Genomic DNA, 19,642 nt, shown 5'->3' with positions numbered 1-19,642 from the left:
CTGTCGGATTGTTCAACGATGAGGCAATCTGCATGTCGAATTGCTCAACAATTCCGCAGTTGGACGAAGCAGGTTGTGGGATTGTGGAACGATCCGGCAATCGGCGCAACCACGCCACTGTCCGCGTTGGGCGATCTGCGCTCGTGGTAACGCTCTCATAACCATCGGTAACTAGATGTCACTCTGGTTACCGCATTGTTGCCACTTAATCGATCCAGTGTGGTTCCCGTCACCCACATGTCAGGCATACGTTGTGCGCCACAACATTTTCCGTTCACACGCAGTGAAAGGGATGGCGGATGCGCAGCAAGAGCCTCGCCTTCATCGCCGTCGGAGCCGGCCTTGCCGTGGCTGTGACGGCGTGCGGTGCCAACACGTCTTCCGGTGGCTCCGGAAGCACCAACTCGGGGTCCGCGAGCGGGGGAGCCAAGGTCGGCGTCATCCTCCCGGAGACCGCGACCTCCGCTCGCTGGGAAGGCTTCGACAAGCCGCTCCTGGAGAAGGCGCTCAAGGACGCCGGTCTCGACGCGGACATCCAGAACGCGCAGGGCGACCTGCAGAAGTTCTCGACGCTCGCCGACCAGATGCTCAGCTCGGGCGTCAAGGTCCTGATCATCGCCGCACCGGACACCTCGGTCGGCGCCACGGTCGCGCAGAAGGCCGAGGCGCAGGGCGTCCCGGTCATCGACTACGACCGCCTCAACATCGGTGGCTCGTCGAAGTACTACGTGTCCTTCGACAACGTGAAGGTCGGCGAGCTGCAGGGTCAGGGCCTTGCCGATGCGATGAAGGACAAGCCGGCGGGCTCGCAGGTCATCGAGATCGAGGGTGCCCCGACGGACAACAACGCCACCCTGTTCCACGAGGGTCAGCAGAAGGTCCTCAAGCCGCTCTACGACAGCGGCAAGCTCAAGCTGGTGCAGTCGCAGCCGATCGACGGCTGGGACAACCAGAAGGGCGGCCAGGTCTTCGAGCAGATCCTGACCGGCAACGCCGGCAAGGTCGACGGCGTCGTCGCCGCGAACGACGGTCTCGCCGGCGCGGTCATCACCGTGCTGAAGAAGGTCGGCCTGAACGGCAAGGTGCCGGTCACCGGCCAGGACGCCACCCCGGACGGCCTGCAGGCCGTGCTGCGCGGCGACCAGTACATGACCGTCTTCAAGCCGATCAAGGACGAGGCGGAGGCCACCGCCAAGCTCGCCGCCGCGCTCGCCAAGGGCGACACCGCCGCCGCGGACAAGATCGCCACGGGCACCACCAAGGACAGCAAGAACAACCGTGACGTCAAGTCCGTGCTGCTGCCCGCGCAGCTGATCACCAAGGACAAGGTCAAGTCCGTGATCGACTCCGGTGCGGTGAAGGCGTCCGAGGTCTGTGTCGCCGACGTGAAGGCCGTCTGCGACCAGCTCGGCATCAAGTAGCGCATCGCTCGCTGCGGCGGGACGCTTCCGAGCGTCCCGCCGCTTCGACACAGAGGAGGCAGTGTTGTGAGCGAGCCGATTCTCGAGCTACGCGGTATCAACAAGAGCTTTGGCCCGGTGCACGTGTTGCACGACATCGACTTCTCGGTCCGGCCAGGAGAGGTCACCGCGCTCGTCGGTGACAACGGCGCCGGAAAGTCCACGCTCGTCAAGTGCATCGCGGGCATCCACGGCACCGACTCCGGCGAGGTCCTGTTCGAGGATCAGCCGGTCAACATCCACGGTCCGCGTGACGCGGCCGCGCTCGGCATCGAGGTCGTGTACCAGGACCTCGCGCTGTGCGACAACCTGGACATCGTCCAGAACATGTTCCTCGGCAGGGAACGCGGCAAGGCGGGTTTGCTCGACGAGGCGGACATGGAACAGGCCGCGCGCAAGACGCTCGCGTCGCTGAGCGTTCGCACGGTGAAGTCCGTCCGCACGCCGGTGTCGTCGCTGTCCGGTGGTCAGCGGCAGACCGTGGCGATCGCGAAGTCCGTGCTGTGGGACAGCAAGGTGGTGCTGCTCGACGAGCCGACGGCCGCGCTCGGCGTCGCACAGACCCGGCAGGTGCTGGACCTCGTGCGCAGGCTCGCCGAGCAGGGGCTGGGCGTGGTGCTGATCAGCCACAACATGAACGACGTGTTCGAGGTCGCGGACCGCATCGCGTGTCTCTACCTCGGCAGGCTGGCGGCGGAACTGCCCGCCAAGGACGTCACCCACGGCCAGGTGGTCGAGCTGATCACCGCGGGTCGTTCCGGTGACCTCGGCATCGCCCGCCCCGAAGCCGCCACCATCTGAGGACCTGGACATGACTGACACCAACGAGAAGGCGGCCCCGCAGGAGGGCGCCATCTCCGACTTCGGCATCGACACCACGTCGAGGTCCACGACTGAGGCGCTGAAGGACTACGTCGCGAAGGTGCGCGGTGGTGACCTCGGGTCGCTTCCCGCACTGCTCGGCCTTCTGGTGCTGGTGCTGTTCTTCGCCACGCAGTCCGACGCGTTCCTCACGCTCGCCAACGTCGCGAACCTGTTCCAGCAGGGCGCCGGCATCGTGATCATCGCGATGGGCCTGGTGTTCGTGTTGCTGCTCGGTGAGATCGACCTTTCCGCGGGCACCGCGTCCGGAGTGGCGGCATCGATGATGGCGCTGCACTACGTGCGCGGCGGCAACATGATGCTGGGCATGGGCGACACCGTGTTCTACATCTTCCTCGTGGTGATCGCGCTGGCCATCGTGGCCGCGGTGTTGATGCGCATCTGGGCGGGCGCGGTGCTCGCCGCGGGTGCCGCGGCGATCATGCTGCTCGGCGTTCCGCCGAACGCGTGGGTGGAGATGTTGCTCGCGGTCTGCATCGGCTGCGCGATCGGTTGCCTCACCGGTTTCCTGGTCTCGCGGGTCGGCATTCCGTCGTTCGTCGTGACGCTGGCCCTGTTCCTGATGTGGGGCGGCGTGATCCTGAAGCTGATCGGTCAGGGCGGCACGCTGCCCATCCGGAACGACGAGGTCCTGTTCAAGGTCGCCAACGGCAACCTGAGCACGTCGCTGTCGTGGGCGCTGTTCATCGTCGCCGCAGGCGGCTACACCGCCGTCGTGCTGTCGCGGCACTTCTCGCGGCTGCGCAAGGGATTGGTCGCCCAGCCGACGTCGCTGGTGCTGATCAAGGTGGCTGCTGTCGTCGTGCTCGCCGCGGCCGGCACCTACCTGCTGACGCTGAACCGCGCGCCCAACCCGACGATCGTCATCGAGGGTGTGCCCTACGTCGTGCCCATCGTGCTGGTGCTGCTCACGGTCGGCACGACCGTGCTCGACCGCACCAAGTACGGACGGCACGTCTACGCGGTCGGTGGCAACGCCGAAGCGGCGCGCCGTGCCGGTGTCAACGTGCCCAAGATCCGCATGAGCGTCTTCGTGATCTGCTCGACCGTCGCCGCGGTCGGGTCGATCGTGCTCGCGTCGAAGGTCGGCTCGGTCGCGCCTTCGTCGGGTGGCGGCAACACGCTGCTGTTCGCGGTCGGCGCGGCGGTCATCGGTGGCACGTCGTTGTTCGGCGGCAAGGGACGGCTGCGGGACGCGGTGATCGGTGGCGCGGTGATCGCGATCATCGAGAACGGCCTGGGCCTGCTCAAGCAGGAGGCGGCCGTCGTCTCGATCGTCACCGGACTCGTGCTGCTGCTGGCGGCCAGCGTGGATGCGCTGTCCCGTAAGCGCGCGGCAGTCTCCTAGCGGTGACGGGGCCGACCTCCGGCACCCGTCCGGACGAGATCCGCAGGCACAACCGGACGGCGCTGCTGCGCCGCCTGCACGTGGACGGCCCGTCCACCAGGGCCTCGCTCGCGGCTGAGCTCGGACTCAACCGCAGCACGATCAAGGCACTGGTGGACGGCCTCGCCGAAGGTGGCGTGGTCGCCGAACGCGTGCCGGCGCAGCGCAGCGGCGCCGGCCGTCCGTCGTTGCTCGTCCTGCCCCAGCCGCACGCCGCCGTCGTCATGACGATCGACGTGCGGGTGGAGCAGGTCGCCATGGGGTTCGTCGGTCTCGGTGGCGAGATACTCGGCCGCGACAGCTGGAACCTGCACCACCGGACGCGTGATCCGGGCGAGGTCATCACGCACGTCGTCGAGTCGGCCAAGCTGATGGCCGACGACCTGGCCGTCACGGCGGTCGGCGTCGGCGTCTCCGTGCCGGGCGTCGTCCGCCGCTCCGACGGCCTCGTCCACGAGGCGCCCAACCTGCACTGGACGAACGTGGCACTGGGCAAGCGCCTCGAGGCCGTGCTGAAGCTGCCCGTGCAGGTCGGCAACGACTCGGAGCTGGGTGCGCTCGCCGAGCACGTGCGCGGCGCGGCCCGCGCGTCGCAGGACATGGTCTACATCTCCGCGGACGTCGGCGTCGGCGGTGGCGTGATCCTGTCCGGCGCGCCGTTGCGCGGCGTCGGCGGGTACGTGGGGGAGCTGGGGCACATGGTCGTGCGTCCCGGTGGCCGGCGCTGCTACTGCGGCTGCGACGGCTGCTGGGAGACCGAGGTCGGCGAGGCCGCGCTGTGCCGTGCGCTGGGCCTGCCGGAGGACGCGCCGCGAGGTGCCGTCGTAGCGGAGCTCAAGGCGCTCGAGGACGTCGCGAAGCTCGACGGGTTCGCCGAGTGGCTGGCGCTCGGGTTGGTGAACGTGGTGAACGTGCTGGGGCCCGAACTGGTGGTGCTGGGAGACCTCTACACGTCGCTGCCCGACTCCGTCGTGGCCTACGTGAGCGACGTGGTGCAGCGGCGCAGCCTCGTGTCGCGCGCCGTGGGCGGAACGCAGATCGTCACGTCGCCGCTGGGGCGCGACGCGAAGCTGCTGGGGGCCGCGGAACTGGCCTTCGAGCCGGTGCTCGAACGCATCTGACCTGCTGGAAATGCAAGGGGGCGGGAGACCTTTCCTGGTCTCCCGCCCCGGGACGGCTAGGTAGGGTAACTCAGCCCTGCTGAAGTTCAGCAGCGAGCTCGCGCAGCTTCTCGCTGTGCGCACGGGCGTGGTGCCCGCAGAACAGGAGCTCTCCTCCGGAGGGGAGCACGGCGCGAACCTGGGCAGCAGCCCCGCAGCGGTCGCAGCGGTCGGCAGCGGTCAGTTCGGGGCGGGTGAGCGCGGTAGTCATGGAAATCTCCCTCCGTCCCGGCACCCACGTTTAGGTGCCCTCTTACCAAGCTGCGACCACAGCGCCCCTGGCTGGTGCGCGGTGCTCGCTGGCTCCACTCTGACAGACGAATCAGCGATAGTCAGTGTTCCCGTGTACGTGGCGACTCGCGTCACTCCCGGATTTACCCGCTTGTCGCACGTTCAACCCTGCCGACACCACCGGTTCTCCGTCTTGACACGTACCCAGCGCAACCGTGGTTCGACTGACGGAGCAGCAAAAACGGGCCATTCGGTCGATTGTGTGCTGCCAGTGGTGTGATAACGGTCGCTCGAGTCCGCTGAGAGCGAACAGATAACGAACGTCCCACGATTCGGACGTCTGAGCGTGATCTTTCCGATCTCCCTACCGCAGCGCCGTGCTGATCGCTCGCGCGGCGTGCCCCACGGCCTCCCTCATCGCCGTGGCGCTGCGGACGTCCGTCAGCACCGCCGAGACCGTACCGACGACACCGTTCGACGGCGACTTGACCGGCGCGCTCACCAGGTTGAGCCCGCTCGGCAGCGTGGAGCCGGGCCGCAGCCGGATGACGTCCTCGGCCCGCACGACGCTGGCCGCGGCGACGAGCTCCCTGTCCCGTCGCGGAACGGCCAGCACCGTCGTCGTCCGGATCGTCGCGGACAGCGCGCGCAGCGGTTGCCTCGCCACCTGCAGCAGCCGCGGGTACGGCTCCCACACCTGACCGAACCGGAACATCTGCGCCCCGATCCGGTACCGCCCCCGCGCGTTCTCCACGGCGCCCAGTTCCTCCAGCTGGTCGAGCAACCGGTGGACCGTCGTCTTCGGCATGTCGGACTTCGTCGCGAGCTGGCTCAGTCCCATCTCGCCGTGCTCCATCAGGGTGTCCAGCAACGCGAACGCCCCAGCCAGTACTGATCTCCCCATCCTGTTTGCTCCCCCTCGGTCCGGTGGCCGGAACGAACCCTGTGCACCCCTGCGGGCTCGGCCACAGACTGATCGTGTCGGGCGGGGACCCGATTCACATGAGTACGGGGGTACTCATTCATGCCTGCCGAGGGGCTGCTCGGCATGAGTAAGTCCGGGCGACCGGGCACCGTCGCGTCCGCCGCACCTGCGTGGTAGCGCTCGACCGAAATGTGCGCGATCCCATTCGGCCAGCGGAGTCCTCCAATTGGCGCAGTGCGTGTCTTTCGGTATTCCGCAAATGCGCGCGAGTTCGCACCTGCCGCGCACGTCTCGCGCGCCTCGGCCCGCTGACGTGCAGTGGAGCGTGCCGGTTGCCCCGACCTGGGAGTTCTTCCTTTATGTTCCGACAGTCGGAACGCAAGCTGTGCATCGCCCCCTCTCATCGGAAGACTGCATTTCGTCGGGAGATTCCCCGGCTGACGGAAAATGAATGGGGAGTTCAAGTTGCGTATTTCTGGATTCGGCAGATTGTTCGCCATCGCGGCGGCAGTCGTGCTGTCGCTGGGCGTGTTCACCGCGGCGCCCGCGTCGGCGGCGGGCCCCACGATCAACATCGTGTCCGAGCACAACCAGAAGTGCCTGGAGCTGTTGGGCTTCAACAACAACAACGGTGCCGAGGTCGGCACGTGGGACTGCTGGGGCGGCGCGAACCAGAAGTGGTACTGGGACGGTGACCAGATCCGCAACGTCCAGAACCACAAGTGCCTCGAGCTGCTCGGGTTCAACAACAACAACGGCGCGCACGTCGGTCTGTGGGACTGCTGGGGCGGCTCCAACCAGAAGTGGTACCGCAACGGCGCCGAGATCAGGAACAAGCAGAACAACAAGTGCCTGGAGATCCTCGGCTTCAACAACAACAACAACGGTGCCGTCTCCGGGCTGTGGGACTGCTGGGGTGGCTCCAACCAGCGCTGGTACGACCGCGCTGCCTGATTCCCGGCCGGCGCGAGCTCGCCGACGAGGACTGTGAACGCAGGAGAGCCCCGGCGTCCGGACGCCGGGGCTCTTCCCGTATCTCCTCGCCAACGAAAAACGGCCCCTCGAGTGAGGGGCCGTTCGTCGTTTGTCTAGCTAGTCCAAGTAGTCGCGGAGCACCTGGGACCGCGACGGGTGGCGCAGCTTGGACATCGTCTTCGACTCGATCTGCCGGATCCGCTCACGCGTGACGCCGTAGACCTGGCCGATCTCGTCCAGCGTGCGCGGCTGGCCATCGGTGAGACCGAAGCGCAACCGGACGACACCGGCCTCGCGCTCGGACAGCGTCGCGAGCACCGACTGGAGCTGGTCCTGCAGCAGCGTGAACGACACCGCGTCCACGGCCACCACGGCCTCGGAGTCCTCGATGAAGTCACCGAGCTGGCTGTCGCCCTCGTCACCGATGGTCTGGTCCAGCGAGATGGGCTCACGCGCGTACTGCTGGATCTCCAGCACCTTCTCGGGCGTGATGTCCATTTCCTTGGCGAGCTCCTCCGGGGTGGGCTCGCGGCCCAGGTCCTGGAGCAGTTCGCGCTGTATGCGGCCGAGCTTGTTGATGACCTCGACCATGTGCACCGGGATGCGGATGGTGCGGGCCTGGTCGGCCATCGCGCGGGTGATCGCCTGACGGATCCACCAGGTGGCGTACGTGGAGAACTTGTAGCCCTTGGTGTAGTCGAACTTCTCGACCGCGCGGATCAGACCGAGGTTGCCCTCCTGGATCAGGTCCAGGAACGCCATGCCGCGGCCGGTGTAGCGCTTGGCCAGCGAGACCACGAGGCGGAGGTTGGCCTCCAGCAGGTGGTTCTTGGCGCGCTCGCCGTCGCGGACGATCCAGCGGAGGTCACGGCGCAGCTGCGGCGTGAGCTTCTCCTGCTCGTCCTCGGAGCGGCGCACCCGCTCGGCCGCGTAGAGGCCTGCCTCGATGCGCTTGGCGAGCTCGACCTCCTCCTCGGCGTTGAGGAGTGCGACCTTGCCGATCTGCTTGAGGTAGGCGCGGACGGAGTCCGCCGAAGCGGTGAGCTCCGCGTCCTTGCGCGCCTGGCGCAGGGCCTCGGACTCCTCCTCGTCCCAGACGAAGTCGCCCTCGGCCTTGGGGTCCTCGGCCTCCTCGGGCTCGTCGACGACTACTTCCTCGACGAGCTCGACCTCTTCGACCAGGTCCTCGGCGCCGGGAGCGCCTTCGGCGTCCTCGGGCTCCTCGCCCTCGGCGCCCTTCTTGGCCGGCCCCGCCTTGGCGGCGGCTGCGGTCTTCCGGGGCGCCCGAGTGGTCTTGGCGCCCGCAGCGGTCTTCGCGGCGGCCGGCTTCTTCGCGGCCGTCTTGCGCTTCGGAGTCTCCTCGGCCTCGTCGGCCGCTGCCTTGGTCGTTTTGGCGGCGCTCGCGGCGGAGCTGGAGCGTCGGGTTGCGGTTTCTGCGGCTGCCACGTACGCCCTTTCGCGACGGTCGTTCAAGGCAAACCGAAGGGCGCGAAACCTCGGTCGCCAGAGTTCAGGGAGCTTCCCTGCCGATCTTGTTCAGCAGGTTGCCGTTCCATTGTAACGACGTCGGTGACTGGTTGTTGCGCCCCGAGGTACTTCAGGGCGCGTCACCAGGCGTTCTCGCAGCTAGATCGAGTACGAATTAGTTCAATGCCGGATGCCGTGAGCTGCTGCGACGGCCGCTCCGACGATGCCCGCGTCGTTCTTGAGGGCGGCTGCAACTACATCGGTGCGAACCTTGAGCAACGGCAACCATTTGTGAGCCTTCTTGCTCACGCCGCCGCCCGCGATGACGAGGTCCGGCCAGATGAGGTTCTCCAGGACGTTGACGTAGCGGCTGACGAGCGGGGTCCACTCCTCCCACGACAGGTCCTTCTCCTCCTTCACGGAGGCGGCCGCGCGTGACTCTGCGTCGTGGCCGTCGACCTCGAGGTGGCCGAACTCGGTGTTGGGCACGAGCTGGCCGTCGAGGAACACCGCGCTGCCGATCCCGGTGCCGAACGTGAGCAGGACGACGAGGCCGTCATGTCCCTTGCCCGCGCCGAACGTCATCTCGGCGATGCCCGCGGCGTCGGCGTCGTTCATCACGACGATGTCCTCGGGACGCCGATTGAGACGCTGGGCGAACAGCTCGGCGGCGTTCGCGTTGATCCAGCCCCTGTCGACGTTGGCCGCGCTCAGCGCGACACCGTGCTTGACGACGCACGGCAGGGTGATGCCAACGGGCCCGTCCCAGTTGAACTTCTCGACGATCTCCGCGACGACCTCGGCGACCGCCTCCGGGGTCGACGGCTGCGGCGTGGGGATGCGCATGCGTTCGCCGTCCAGTGCGCCCGCCTCGAGATCGACCAGGCCGCCCTTGATCCCGGAGCCGCCGATGTCCACACCGAACCCGCGGGTGATGCTCATCCCGGTGGCCTTCCTACTCGATTCAGTAACCGTGGTGCCGAGACATTAGCCTGACCTTCTCCGATAGTCCCGTGCGAGTGACGCAGGAGGAACCGTTGGCGCACGAAGTCGAGGAACTCGTCCAGATCGCGGTGGCGGTCGGCCGCGAGGCGGGCGACCTCGTCCAGCGGATCCGGCACACCGCGGTCACCGATGTGGACACGAAGTCGACCGAGACGGACGTCGTCACCGCCGCCGATCGGGCCTCCGAGCAGCACGTGCGGACGAGGCTCGCCGAGCTGCGGCCGGGCGAGCCGGTGCTGGGTGAGGAGGAGGGCGGCGAGGTCGTCGAGGGACTCACGTGGGTGGTCGACCCGATCGACGGCACGGTCAACTACCTCTACGGCCTGCCCTGGTACGCCGTGTCGATCGCCGCGCAGCTCGACGGCGTGTCGGTGGCGGGGGCCGTCGTCGAACCCGTCAGCGGGCGCGTGTGGACCGCCGCCAAGGGGCGCGGCGCGTTCCTGGACGGCAAGCCGCTGCGGACCTCAGCCGTCACGGACCTGAACCTGTCACTGCTCGGCTACGGCTTCGCCTATCGGCCGGAACGGCGCCAGCGGCAGGCCGACGCGCTCGCCGCGATGGCGCGGCGGGTGCGGGACATCCGCCGGGCGGGCGCCGCGTCGCTCGACCTGTGCGCGGTCGCCGCGGGCTGGCTCGACGCGTACGCCGAGCACAACCTGGGCCGCTGGGACTGGGCCGCGGGTGCGCTGGTCGCCGCCGAGGCGGGTGCCGTGGTCAAGCTGCCCGGTGAGTGCCCCGAGCTGGGTGAGGACGTCACGTTCGCGGCCGCGCCGGGCATCGCCGACGACCTGCGCGCGGCACTCGTCGAGTCCGGGTTCGGCAAGGTCTAGCGGGGCGGAAATCCACCCGTCCGGACGCGGGGGATCGGGTGACGAGGGTCGTTGGTGATCTCCTGGATCCGGGTGCGGAGTTCAGTTCCGCGGTCATGCCGCGTTCTCGGCCTCGCGCAGGTTCATGATCATGGTGTGGACCGATCGCGCGTCGCTGACCTGCTGGATCGAGAGCGTGTAGCCGAATCGGATGGTGCCGACGCCGTCCGGTGTCTCGACGAGCTCGGGTTCGGGCAGCTCGGCCAGCTCCCTGACCCTGCGCCGGCGGATGCCGAGCACCGAGTACGTCGTGATCACCTGGTCTTCGGTCAGCACGTACTCGGTGGTGTGCAGCGCGAGCCACCTCAGCACAGGGCCGCCGATCACGTAGCAGGCGAGGTAGGTCGCCCACGCACCGACGAGCACGACCTGAAACCAGCTGCCGCCCTTGGCGAACGACAGCACGAAGCCGAGCAGGACGCCGTTGACGATCACGTGGAAGACGAACGCGGGCACACCCCTGTCGAGGAACGGGAACCGGACCGGCGAACCCCGCCACAGCACTTTCTCCGCGCTCACGTGCGCAAGGTAGGGCTCCACGCCCGCTCCTGTCCGGGTTTTCAGTCCTCCAGCCGGTCCTTGATCTTCGCGAGCACGGCGCGCACGTCCGGGATGCCCCGCAGCGTCGGCACGAAGCGGTTTCCGACGAGCATGAAGGAGGGCGTGCCGCTGCCGTCGAACGTGATCGTGCCGAACCCGTCCTCGGTCTCGTCGCGCAGCTCGGGTGCCTTCAGCAGGCGCAGTGGTGAGTCACGGGTGCGCCGGAACCCGAACGGGCGGGTGGTCGTGAGGATGCGCTTGTCGGTCAGCAGGTACGAGGTGGTGGCGACGCGGTACCAGCGCACGAGCGGGCGGATCGGCATCTGGATGAGGAGCGACACGACGAACGCGAGTACCAGCCACGGGCTGATCGGGAACCACGGGATCGACCAGATCACGTAGGCGATGCCGAGACCGACCAGGGTGCCGGGGATCCCGCGCACCTCTGCCCAGGTCAGCACCTTGTACTCCTCGGGGGAACCCCGCCACAGCTCGTACTCGCCGGGCGGCACGTCGGCGTTCACGAGCGCAAGGTAGACCTCGCGGACGCGGAGAAGTCAGGTCCGAACGTCAGCAGTGGACGTCGCGTGCGGCGGCCAGGTTGTCGGCGTTCAGCGTAGGCGGGCTCGGCTCGGCGGCCTGGCCTCCCTGCTGCTCCGGCTGCTCCTCGGCCCACGCGGTGAGCTGGTCGAGCACCTTGCGCGCGTCGTTGTTCGGCTTGACCTCGTCGAACTTCTGGCCGATCGCGATGTCGACGGTCGCGTCCTGGCGGTCGTCGCGCACGAGCTCGAGGCACGGCTCGACCAGGCTCAGCGTGCGCGCGGCGCCCGCGCCGTTCGCGCCGAAGCGGATCTGGCCGCGGCAGCCCATGTCACCGGCCGGGTAGACCGGGTCGTTGCCCGCGTCCGACGCCTGCTTCATGCCCAGCTCGACGAGCGTGGTGGCGACGAACTTCCCCTGGTTGCGCTGGGTGCCCGCGTTGAACGCGCGGAAGTTCACCTCGGCGATCGGTACCGGGTCGGTGCGATCGAGCGCGTCGTGCGCGAGCACCGTTCCGGTCGCGGGCGGCGGCGTGGACGACGCGGCGGCGGCCGGGTCGGCTGCGACCGTCGAGTGGCCGGGCGGGTTGCACTTGATCGCCTCGTCGACGTCCGCGTCCGAACCGAACACCCGCACCCACACGAAGACCGAACTGACGAGCAATATGGCGAACAGGACCACGGCAGGCGCTGGACGGCGCCGCTTGTACGGCGATCCGGATGCGCTCGCGGGTCCCACGTCCGCCGACCTCCCCTGGCGTAGTGCTTGCCTGTTCATTCGCTGTGATCAGCCTATGCGTTGCAGTCGATGTCCGCGCTCCCGACGCGCGTAACCCTCCGCACCCGAACAGGTAGCTCTCCGTGGGGACGGTACCGGTACAGGGTTTGGTTGCACATGGGTTTGCACATCCTTGCTCACAGGGTATCGAGCCTGCGTAACGGGGTCCTGTCACCCGTCTGGTCGGTAACGGGTAACCCGATGTCGGGTCACATGGACAATGAGCTACCCTCTGCGCGCTCAGCACGCAGTTGGATCAAGCTGACAGTGGCAATCCAGGGGGTCCGCTCCCAACCACGCGCGCGAGACCTCCGTCACGGCGGAGGTGGGCACAAAAAAGGGCGCTGGGACGTTAACCAGCGACACGAACAGTCTCCGTAGACCGCAGGGGTGAAAAAGATGGCGACCGACTACGACGCGCCGCGTCGCAGCGAGGCGGACGAGCTCGCTGAGGACTCCCTCGAGGAGTTGAAGGCCCGGCGCAACGAGACGCAGTCCGGAGTCGTCGACGTCGACGAGGACGCGAGTGCGGAGAACTTCGAGCTTCCCGGTGCGGACCTGTCCGGCGAGGAGCTCACGTTCAAGGTGCTGCCGAAGCAAGCTGACGAGTTCACGTGCTCGAAGTGCTTCCTGGTGCACCACCGCAGCAGGCTCGCCGAGGAGCACAACGGCCAGTACATCTGCCGCGACTGCGCCTGAGTCGTTTCCGTCGGGGAAGAGAACTGGGCGCTCACCCAGGTGGGTGGCGCCCAGTCGAGTCCGGTTTTCTGTTCCAGTTCAGCGGAGCAATTCCGCGATCTCTTCGGCATGCCGCGTGCTGAAGAGCCAATAGGGAGTGGGGTCCTCGGGGTCGTTCACGCGGACCCTCACCATCGGCCCGATCCAGCCCCGGTGCGCCACGTAGGCCGCGGGGTCCAGGTTCGGGCCCATGGCCTGGCGCTTGGTCTGCGCCGTGAACACCTCGACCTCACCGAGCAGCCCGACCGGGATGTGCGCGTCACCGACGCGCAGCTCCCCGTCGGTCACCTCGACCTTCGCCGAGCCCATCCGCACGATCAGGAACGCCGTCAGCGGCACCGTGATCAGGTAGGGCAGCCACGACCGCACGCCGGGGAAGCCCATGTGGATCTCCGCGGCCAGCAGCACGGCCGCGGCCAGCGGGAGCGGCCAGCCCCACCAGGGGACGTACAGGCGCTCGCGGAAGGTCGTTGGGGCGGTCACGGCAGTCTCGCTCACGTCGTCAGGGTAATCTCGCCCGCCGTGGCCAGCGTCGAGGTGTTGCTGTCCCGGCTCGATCCGGGTGTTCCTGTCCCCGCCTACGCCCGTCCCGGCGACGCGGGTGCCGACCTGGTCACCACGTCCGACGTGGTGATCCCTCCCGGTGAGCGGGCGGTGGTCGGCACAGGTGTCGCGATCGCGCTGCCGGACGGGTACGCGGGGTTCGTGCACCCCCGATCGGGGCTGGCTGCCAGGGTAGGCCTGAGCGTGGTCAACACGCCCGGCACCATCGACGCCGGCTACCGCGGTGAGATCAAGGTCTGCCTCGTGAACCATGATCTGCGTGAGCCGGTCGTGCTCTCACGGGGTGACCGGATCGCGCAGCTCGTCGTGCAGCGCGTCGAACACGCCGTGTTCCGCGAGGTCGGCGACCTGCCGTCGTCGGAACGCGGCGCGGGCGGGTACGGCTCAACCGGCGGGCACGACGTGCTCGCCCGAACAAGTCAGGCGGAGGGGTAAGGGGATGTTCGGAAGGCGCCGCAAGCGCGGTCGTCACGCCACCGGTGCGGTGAGCGCGGAGCCTGACGTCGAGCTCGGTGATGCCGATGTCGACGGCCCGTTCGACGAGGCCGACGCGCCCCGCGACGGGGTGCAGCGACTGGACCTCGGCTCCGTGCGGCTCCCCGTGCCCGACGGCGCCCAGCTGCAGGTCGAGATGGACCAGCAGAACCAGGTGCGCGCCGTGCACCTGCTGACCCCGGTCGGTCAGCTGACCGTGAGCGCGTTCGCCGCGCCCAAGTCCGGTGGGCAGTGGAAGGAGATCGGCGCGGAGCTGATCACCCAGCTCAAGGAGGACGGCGCCCGGATCAACCGGGAGAACGGCGAGTGGGGCGAGGAGATCACCGCCCGCAACCAGGGCGTGCAGATCCTGTTCGTCGGCATCGACGGTCCGCGCTGGATGCTGCGCGGCGTCGCGGCCGGCCCTGAGGAGCACTTCGCGTCCAACGCCGAGGCGCTGCGCGAGCTCGTGCGCGGCACCGTCGTCGTGCGCGGCGAGCAGCCGATGCCGCCGCGGACGCCGCTGCCGATCGAGCTGCCCGAGACCATCGCGCGGCACATCCAGCAACAGCAGGGCTGAGTTCCCGAGTGCCATCAGGGGCACCCTCGCGACAGTTTTCGTCGCAAGGGTGCCCCTAACGGCATGCCAGCCAGGCGGCTACGGCGGCGCGGCCGAGTGACGCGCGGTCCGCGCCCAGCGCGGCCAGCGTCGTGGTCTCCAGTGCGGCTCGCGGGATGGCTTTCGCCCACCTCTGCGCGACTTCGAGCGGGTGCACCGGGTCGTCGGTGCACGCCGCGATTCCCGTTGGGGCGCTGAGGTTGCTCAGTTGCTCTTCGGTGGGCGCGTCGGTGTCCGCCGCTTCCGCGAGGTGCGCGGCGAGTCCGTCGCCGTACCGGCGCCACGCGCGGTGCAGTTCCGCGGCGAGCCATCCGTCCACACCGGCCAATGCCCGCTCGACGCCGTCGCGCTGGACGGTGTTCGCGCTCAGCCGGGCCGCCATGGCCGCTGGCGCGTCCGCCGGCGGGCCGGACCAGGCGGGCAGGGCGAGGACCAGCCCCGCGCACCTGCCGGGGTTCCTGGAGGCCCACAGCGCCGCGAGGTGGGCGCCGAGCGAGATCCCGCCGACCACGATCGGGTGGGCTTTCGCGGCCTCGTCCAACGCACTCAGATGTTCTGCGACGCTACGCGTGGCTGGAGCGTGCAGATGCAGCCCCACCTGCGACAACGGTTCGAGGAAGACAGAACGGACAAACACCTCGTCCGATCCTGTTCCGGGCAGCATCACCGCACATCGGGCATCCACGCCGGGAATTGTCGGACCCGTGCGTACCCTGACTCTCAGAAGGGCCTCAAACCCAGAGGCACTCGAGGCAGCAGTGGAGTCGGGGATGAGCGGCTACTGGCGCCGCTTGGTGCGTCGCTTGACCAGTGACGTCGCCGAGTTGGACGCGGACGACCTCTCGCGAAAAGCAGAGGCCGTCGGCGCGGTGAAGGCGTGCGACTGCAAGTCGGGCGAGGAGGTCACCGTGCTCGGCAGACTCCGCAGCGTGGAGCTCTCCCCGCGTGACGCAGCGGCGACGCTCGAGGCCGAACTGTACGACGGAACCGAAGGTGTGACCCTGGTCTGGCTCGGCAGGCGCCGCATCGCGGGCATCGAGCCCGGCCGGACGATCAAGGCCCGCGGCCGGATCGCGGTCCGGGACGGACGCAAGGTGCTCTACAACCCCTACTACGAGCTGCAGAACGCTTCATGACCTCACCTGAGACCGAGCAGCAGCCGACCCTGCTGGAGCAGATGGGCGGCGTCGTCGGGATGGCGCTGTCGTCGCTGCCCGTCGTGATCTTCGTGCTCGTCAACATCATCTTCAAGTCGCTGCCCGCCGCGCTGATCAGCTCGCTGGCCGCCGCGGTGGTGATCGGCGTGGTGCTGGCGCTCCGCAAGGGCACCGTGCAGCCCGCGATCTCCGCCGTGTTCGGCGTGGGCATCGCCGCGTTCATCGCCTACCGCACCGGTGAGGCGAAGGACTTCTTCCTGTTCGGCATCTGGCAGAGCGTCGTCTACGGCGGCGCGTTCCTGATCTCGGTGCTGGTGCGCTGGCCGCTCGCGGGCGTCATCTGGACGTTCCTCAACGGCAGGCAGATGACGTGGCGCAAGGACAAGGCGTCGATCCGCGACTACGACATCGCCACCCTCGTGTGGGCCGCGGTGTTCGGCGCGCGCTTCGTCGTGCAGCAGTGGCTCTACGCCGAGAACGCCGTCGGCTGGCTCGGTGTCGCCAAGCTCGCCATGGGCTACCCGCTGATGGCCATCGCGATCGCCGCGACCGTCTGGGCGGTCCGCCGCTCCGACCGTCGCCTCAAGGCGGCCGAGGAGGCCAAGCGCTCGGAGGACGAGGTGCTGGCCGCGACCTACGACGACCTGCTGACGCCGGACATGTCCGAGCTGAAGAAGCTCGACGACAAGGCCCGCGACTCCTCAGCCTGAGCAGGCCCTCGTTTGCCACGCCCGTGCGGCGTGCTGGACCTCGTCGGTTCCGGCACCCCGCACGGGCGTTGCTGTGTGGCTTGGTTTGCCGGGGCGCCTGGGCTTGGGGCGCTTAGGGCCGGAGCGCATGGGGCTGGAGCGCATGAGGCTGGGGCTGACCGCCCGACGCGCGTGGCTCGGTGACTGACGCGCGGTGATGGTGAGCGGTGGGCGGTGTCGGCTGCACCGCCTGGGGCCGGCGTCGAGGTCGCCGAAGGCGTCGAGGCCGGCCACTTCGGACTGTGCAGGCCCGCCGCGGTCGCAGGGGTGGGCCATGCGTGCATCTTCTTGGCGTGGCGTGGCGTGGCGTGGCGTGGCGTGGCGTGGCGTGGCGTGGCGTGGCGTGGCGTGGCGTGTCGGCTCGCGAGCCGGAATTGTCGGTGTGCGCCGCTAGGCTCGGATTCGGGGGGTTCGTCGTTCCCCGCATCGGGCGCCAGCACCCCCGAATCAAGCCTAGCCAGACGCACCGACAATTCCGGCGGGCAAGTCGCAGCTGGGCGGCAAACCGGAGTTGGTGGCGTACCAGGCGCCGGAGCCACGCAAACTGCGGAGCCGCGGGCGCTCAGAGGTTGAGCGTGGTGCGCAAGGCGTCGCGCCCGGTCACGCCCAAGGTGGCGTAGACGGCGTACAAGTGGTTCTCGACGGTGCGCCGCGAGGTGTGCAGCTTGTCGGCGATCTGCTGGTTGGTGAGCCCCGCCGCGGCCATCCGAGCCACCTCCACCTGCCGGTCGGTCAGTTGCGCGAGCTGGTTCCCGGCCAAAGCCGGTGTGTGCACGACCCCGAAGTCCCGCATCAGCAACGCCTGCCGCGCGCCGAGCTGCGAGGCCTGCCGGAGCCGTCCGGTCCGCCGGTGCAGCCGAGCCGCCGACGCCAGTGACTCGGCGGCCCACAGCGTGGCGCCCATGGCGGCGAAGGACTCGGACGCCGACTCGAACTCGTCGGGGTTGCCGGCGGCGACCGCGCGGGCGTGCAGGGCGAAGGTCTGGGTGAGCGGGTCGGGCATGGTGGCCGCCAGTGCGTCCAGGCGCGCCGAGGTGTCCATGCCGAACCGCGCGGCGTCGTGCAGGGCGGCGGCCTCGCTGCTGCGCATCCCGTGCCCGGCCATGGCATCGGCGGCGCGCAAGGCGGCCGAGGCGGCGGCGGTGAGGTCGCCCGAGGCCGCGAGCACGTGTGCGTTGGCGACCTCCCAGGACAGGCCGACGGCCACCCACGCGGGACGGCAGGCCGAGGCCGCGCGGGCCAGTGCGGTGCGGGCCTCGTCCAGTGCGCCGCGCACGGCCGCGACGCGGGCCAGTTCGCCGAGCACCATCGCGTCGAAGATCAGCGGGTACGCGCCGAAGTCGCGGACGCCCGCGCCTTCTCGTGCGAAGCGCAGCGCGGTGTCGGTGTCGCCGCGCATGCGGGCGCAGTGCGCGAGCACCGCGTAGATGGAGGTCTCGGTGATGGCCCACCGGGAGTCGCGCAGGAGTTCGGTGTGGACGGTCCACGCGAGCTCCTCGGCCGCGGGGAACGAGCCGCTGCACATGAGGGCGAAGCAGCGCATCAGCTGGGACGCGTGTTGCATCACGGGGTACATGGCGGCGCGCGCCGCGGCGTCGGCCTCGTAGGAGTCGAGCGTGGCGAGCAGGCCGGCGTAGTCGCCGACGTGCAGCTGGCACAACGCGCGCGTCTGGCGCTTGTGGACGCCGTCGGGGAGCGCGTCGTTGCGGAGGGCTATCTCGGCGGAGTTCAGGTACTGCGCCTCCTGCGTCACGAGGCCCGCCCGCAGCATCGCGCGCATCTCGGGCGGCAGCTCGGGCACGTCGACCGACGCGAACATCGCCGCGGCGTCGGACGCCCGTGCCAAGCCGTAGAACAGGTTCGACGCGCGGATCTCGCCGAGCAGGGCCCGGTCGACGGGGTCGGTGGCGGTGGCCATGACGGACGCGAGCATCTCCTCCGCCTGCTCGGGCTCGCGGGCGTACATCAACACCTGCGCGTACACCGGGCCCACCTGCACGGCACCGCCCGCCTCGATCGCCGCGTGGCACAGGCGTTTCGCGAGTGAGGCGTCGCGGGCCATCCACGCCTGCGTCGCCGCGGCGGCCAGCAGCGAGGCGGACGTCGGGGTGTTGCTGTTCAGCCGCCACGTCGCGATGCGCATCAGGTCCTCGCGGCGCCGGGCGCCGGTGGCCTCCAGTCGGTCGGCCAGCGCGCGCTGGTGCGCCGCGGCGCGGAGCGTGGGGCAGTTGGCGCGCAACAGACTCCCGTACAGCGGGTGGCCCAGCCGCACGACCGTCCGGCGGATGGACGACTCGACGCGCAGCAGGCCGCGCGACTCCAGGTCGTCCAGCACGGCGGCGTCCGCCAGCTCTGCCAGCACGGCGAGCTCGATCGGCTCGGAGTGCGCGACCAGCTCCATCGCGTCACGTCCGGCGACGGAGAGCCGGCCCAGGTTGGCGCGCACCACCTCGGCGAGCCGTCCGGCCACGTCGATCGGGCCGCGCCACGCCCAGATGCCGTCGTGGGACGACAGCGTGCCGACCGCACGTCCCGAGGACACCAGCTCCTTGAGGTACAACGGGTTTCCGGCGGTGCACGACCACAGCAGCTCGGTCGTGTGGCTGGTGACGTGGCCGAGCGCCTGAGCCAGCAGCTCGTCGGACTCGCGCCTGCTCAGGTCACCGATGTCGAAGCGCGGCACCAGGTCGTGCACACCGGGGGCCTCGGGCCGCGCGGTGAGCAGCACCTTGCTGTGCCCGTGCAGCACGAGGTGCTGCAGCAGCGCGACGGAGGCGTCGTCGAGCAGGTGCGCGTCGTCGACGGCCAGCACCGGGTTCCCGTTGGCGCGCAGGTGTTCGACGGCCCGGCCGAGCGGGTTCGCCGACGGCAGGTCGGGCGGCAGCAGCGTGGCGAACGCGCCGAACGGGATGGTCGACGTCGCCACGGTCGCGTAGCACCGGCTCACCACGTGCCCCGCCCGTTCCAGCCGGGCGACGACCTCGGCGGCGAGCCGCGACTTGCCGACACCGGCTGGCCCGACGAGCGCGGCACCCGAACCGGACAGCGACTCCAGCACCGCCCGCAGCTCGTCCTCCCGGCCGATGAACGGCCACCCGGTGCTCATCCTCCCCAGTCTGCTCT

Annotated in this window: 21 protein-coding genes; 11 read left to right on the top strand and 10 right to left on the bottom strand. The window is 69.2% G+C overall.

Annotated features, from left to right (window positions below; genetic code table 11):
* Positions 1-299 precede the first annotated feature (299 nt).
* The 4 genes from FKR81_RS25365 (at position 300) to FKR81_RS25350 (ending at position 4,850) form a co-directional block, all read left to right on the top strand.
* Positions 300-1,421, top strand: a complete 1,122-nt coding sequence (locus tag FKR81_RS25365) for a sugar ABC transporter substrate-binding protein (protein WP_146355131.1) — start codon at positions 300-302, stop codon at positions 1,419-1,421.
* A gap of 66 nt (positions 1,422-1,487) precedes the next feature.
* A complete protein-coding gene (locus FKR81_RS25360; RefSeq protein WP_146355129.1) occupies positions 1,488-2,261 on the top strand; it encodes an ATP-binding cassette domain-containing protein in 774 nt (257 codons plus the stop codon).
* 10 nt (positions 2,262-2,271) lie between these two features.
* Positions 2,272-3,690, top strand: coding sequence for a sugar ABC transporter permease (locus tag FKR81_RS25355; RefSeq protein WP_146355127.1), 1,419 nt, complete (start codon positions 2,272-2,274; stop codon positions 3,688-3,690).
* 2 nt (positions 3,691-3,692) lie between these two features.
* On the top strand, positions 3,693-4,850 hold the full coding sequence (locus FKR81_RS25350; protein ID WP_146355125.1) for an ROK family transcriptional regulator: 1,158 nt from the start codon (positions 3,693-3,695) through the stop codon (positions 4,848-4,850).
* Positions 4,851-4,920: 70 nt separating this feature from the next.
* Here FKR81_RS25350 and FKR81_RS25345 read toward each other — a convergent pair whose 3' ends face one another.
* On the bottom strand, positions 4,921-5,100 hold the full coding sequence (locus tag FKR81_RS25345) for a DUF7455 domain-containing protein (RefSeq protein ID WP_146355123.1): 180 nt from the start codon (positions 5,098-5,100) through the stop codon (positions 4,921-4,923).
* Between the two features lie 384 nt (positions 5,101-5,484).
* On the bottom strand, positions 5,485-6,024 hold the full coding sequence (locus FKR81_RS25340; protein WP_146355121.1) for a helix-turn-helix domain-containing protein: 540 nt from the start codon (positions 6,022-6,024) through the stop codon (positions 5,485-5,487).
* A 510-nt stretch (positions 6,025-6,534) separates the two neighbouring features.
* Here FKR81_RS25340 and FKR81_RS25335 point away from each other — a divergent pair.
* Positions 6,535-6,999: an RICIN domain-containing protein gene (locus tag FKR81_RS25335; protein WP_186763166.1), complete on the top strand. Its 465-nt coding sequence runs from the start codon at positions 6,535-6,537 to the stop codon at positions 6,997-6,999.
* Between the two features lie 138 nt (positions 7,000-7,137).
* Here FKR81_RS25335 and FKR81_RS25330 read toward each other — a convergent pair whose 3' ends face one another.
* Both FKR81_RS25330 and ppgK read right to left on the bottom strand, forming a co-directional pair.
* Positions 7,138-8,466: an RNA polymerase sigma factor gene (locus FKR81_RS25330; RefSeq protein ID WP_146355117.1), complete on the bottom strand. Its 1,329-nt coding sequence runs from the start codon at positions 8,464-8,466 to the stop codon at positions 7,138-7,140.
* 201 nt (positions 8,467-8,667) lie between these two features.
* Positions 8,668-9,429 carry a polyphosphate--glucose phosphotransferase gene (gene ppgK, locus FKR81_RS25325; protein ID WP_146355115.1) on the bottom strand — a complete coding sequence of 254 codons (762 nt, stop codon included), beginning with the start codon at positions 9,427-9,429 and terminating at the stop codon, positions 8,668-8,670.
* Between the two features lie 71 nt (positions 9,430-9,500).
* On the opposite strand from ppgK, the gene FKR81_RS25320 reads away from it, so the two are divergent.
* A complete protein-coding gene (locus FKR81_RS25320; protein WP_235921758.1) occupies positions 9,501-10,322 on the top strand; it encodes an inositol monophosphatase family protein in 822 nt (273 codons plus the stop codon).
* Between the two features lie 93 nt (positions 10,323-10,415).
* Here the strand turns inward: FKR81_RS25320 and FKR81_RS25315 are convergent, their stop codons facing one another.
* The 3 genes from FKR81_RS25315 to cei are packed head-to-tail and all read right to left on the bottom strand — an operon-like array spanning position 10,416 to position 12,179.
* Entirely contained in the window at positions 10,416-10,880 is a 465-nt protein-coding gene (locus FKR81_RS25315; protein WP_146355113.1) for a hypothetical protein, read from the bottom strand.
* 41 nt (positions 10,881-10,921) lie between these two features.
* Complete coding sequence (locus FKR81_RS25310; RefSeq protein ID WP_146355111.1) at positions 10,922-11,425, bottom strand: YdbT family protein; 504 nt, start codon at positions 11,423-11,425, stop codon at positions 10,922-10,924.
* Positions 11,426-11,471: 46 nt separating this feature from the next.
* Positions 11,472-12,179, bottom strand: a complete 708-nt coding sequence (gene cei, locus FKR81_RS25305; RefSeq protein ID WP_186763164.1) for an envelope integrity protein Cei — start codon at positions 12,177-12,179, stop codon at positions 11,472-11,474.
* Positions 12,180-12,617: 438 nt separating this feature from the next.
* On the opposite strand from cei, the gene FKR81_RS25300 reads away from it, so the two are divergent.
* Positions 12,618-12,917: a DUF4193 domain-containing protein gene (locus FKR81_RS25300; protein ID WP_146355107.1), complete on the top strand. Its 300-nt coding sequence runs from the start codon at positions 12,618-12,620 to the stop codon at positions 12,915-12,917.
* 78 nt (positions 12,918-12,995) lie between these two features.
* Here the strand turns inward: FKR81_RS25300 and FKR81_RS25295 are convergent, their stop codons facing one another.
* The gene (locus FKR81_RS25295) at positions 12,996-13,454 is read right to left on the bottom strand and encodes a DUF3093 domain-containing protein (protein ID WP_235921757.1); all 459 of its coding nucleotides are present in this window, start codon (positions 13,452-13,454) and stop codon (positions 12,996-12,998) included.
* 24 nt (positions 13,455-13,478) lie between these two features.
* Here FKR81_RS25295 and dut point away from each other — a divergent pair, with 24 nt between their 5' ends.
* Together dut and FKR81_RS25285 are read left to right on the top strand one after the other, a co-directional pair.
* Positions 13,479-13,955 (top strand): dUTP diphosphatase, encoded by a 477-nt coding sequence (dut, locus tag FKR81_RS25290; RefSeq protein WP_146355105.1) that lies wholly within the window; start codon positions 13,479-13,481, stop codon positions 13,953-13,955.
* 4 nt (positions 13,956-13,959) lie between these two features.
* Positions 13,960-14,574: a DUF3710 domain-containing protein gene (locus tag FKR81_RS25285; RefSeq protein WP_146355103.1), complete on the top strand. Its 615-nt coding sequence runs from the start codon at positions 13,960-13,962 to the stop codon at positions 14,572-14,574.
* A 55-nt stretch (positions 14,575-14,629) separates the two neighbouring features.
* On the opposite strand, the gene FKR81_RS25280 is transcribed toward FKR81_RS25285, so the two are convergent.
* Complete coding sequence (locus FKR81_RS25280; protein WP_146355430.1) at positions 14,630-15,277, bottom strand: alpha/beta fold hydrolase; 648 nt, start codon at positions 15,275-15,277, stop codon at positions 14,630-14,632.
* 106 nt (positions 15,278-15,383) lie between these two features.
* On the opposite strand from FKR81_RS25280, the gene FKR81_RS25275 reads away from it, so the two are divergent.
* Positions 15,384-15,749, top strand: a complete 366-nt coding sequence (locus FKR81_RS25275; protein WP_146355101.1) for an OB-fold nucleic acid binding domain-containing protein — start codon at positions 15,384-15,386, stop codon at positions 15,747-15,749.
* On the top strand, positions 15,746-16,480 hold the full coding sequence (locus FKR81_RS25270; RefSeq protein WP_146355099.1) for a DUF3159 domain-containing protein: 735 nt from the start codon (positions 15,746-15,748) through the stop codon (positions 16,478-16,480). Before FKR81_RS25275 ends, FKR81_RS25270 begins: the two co-directional genes overlap by 4 nt.
* A 601-nt stretch (positions 16,481-17,081) precedes the next feature.
* On the opposite strand, the gene FKR81_RS25260 is transcribed toward FKR81_RS25270, so the two are convergent.
* Positions 17,082-19,625: a helix-turn-helix transcriptional regulator gene (locus tag FKR81_RS25260; protein WP_146355094.1), complete on the bottom strand. Its 2,544-nt coding sequence runs from the start codon at positions 19,623-19,625 to the stop codon at positions 17,082-17,084.
* Positions 19,626-19,642 lie beyond the last annotated feature (17 nt).

The organism is Lentzea tibetensis (assembly GCF_007845675.1).
Lineage (GTDB): Bacteria > Actinomycetota > Actinomycetes > Mycobacteriales > Pseudonocardiaceae > Lentzea > Lentzea tibetensis.
Note: the sequence above shows the minus strand (reverse complement) of the source record. Positions and strands in the feature narration are given on the sequence as shown.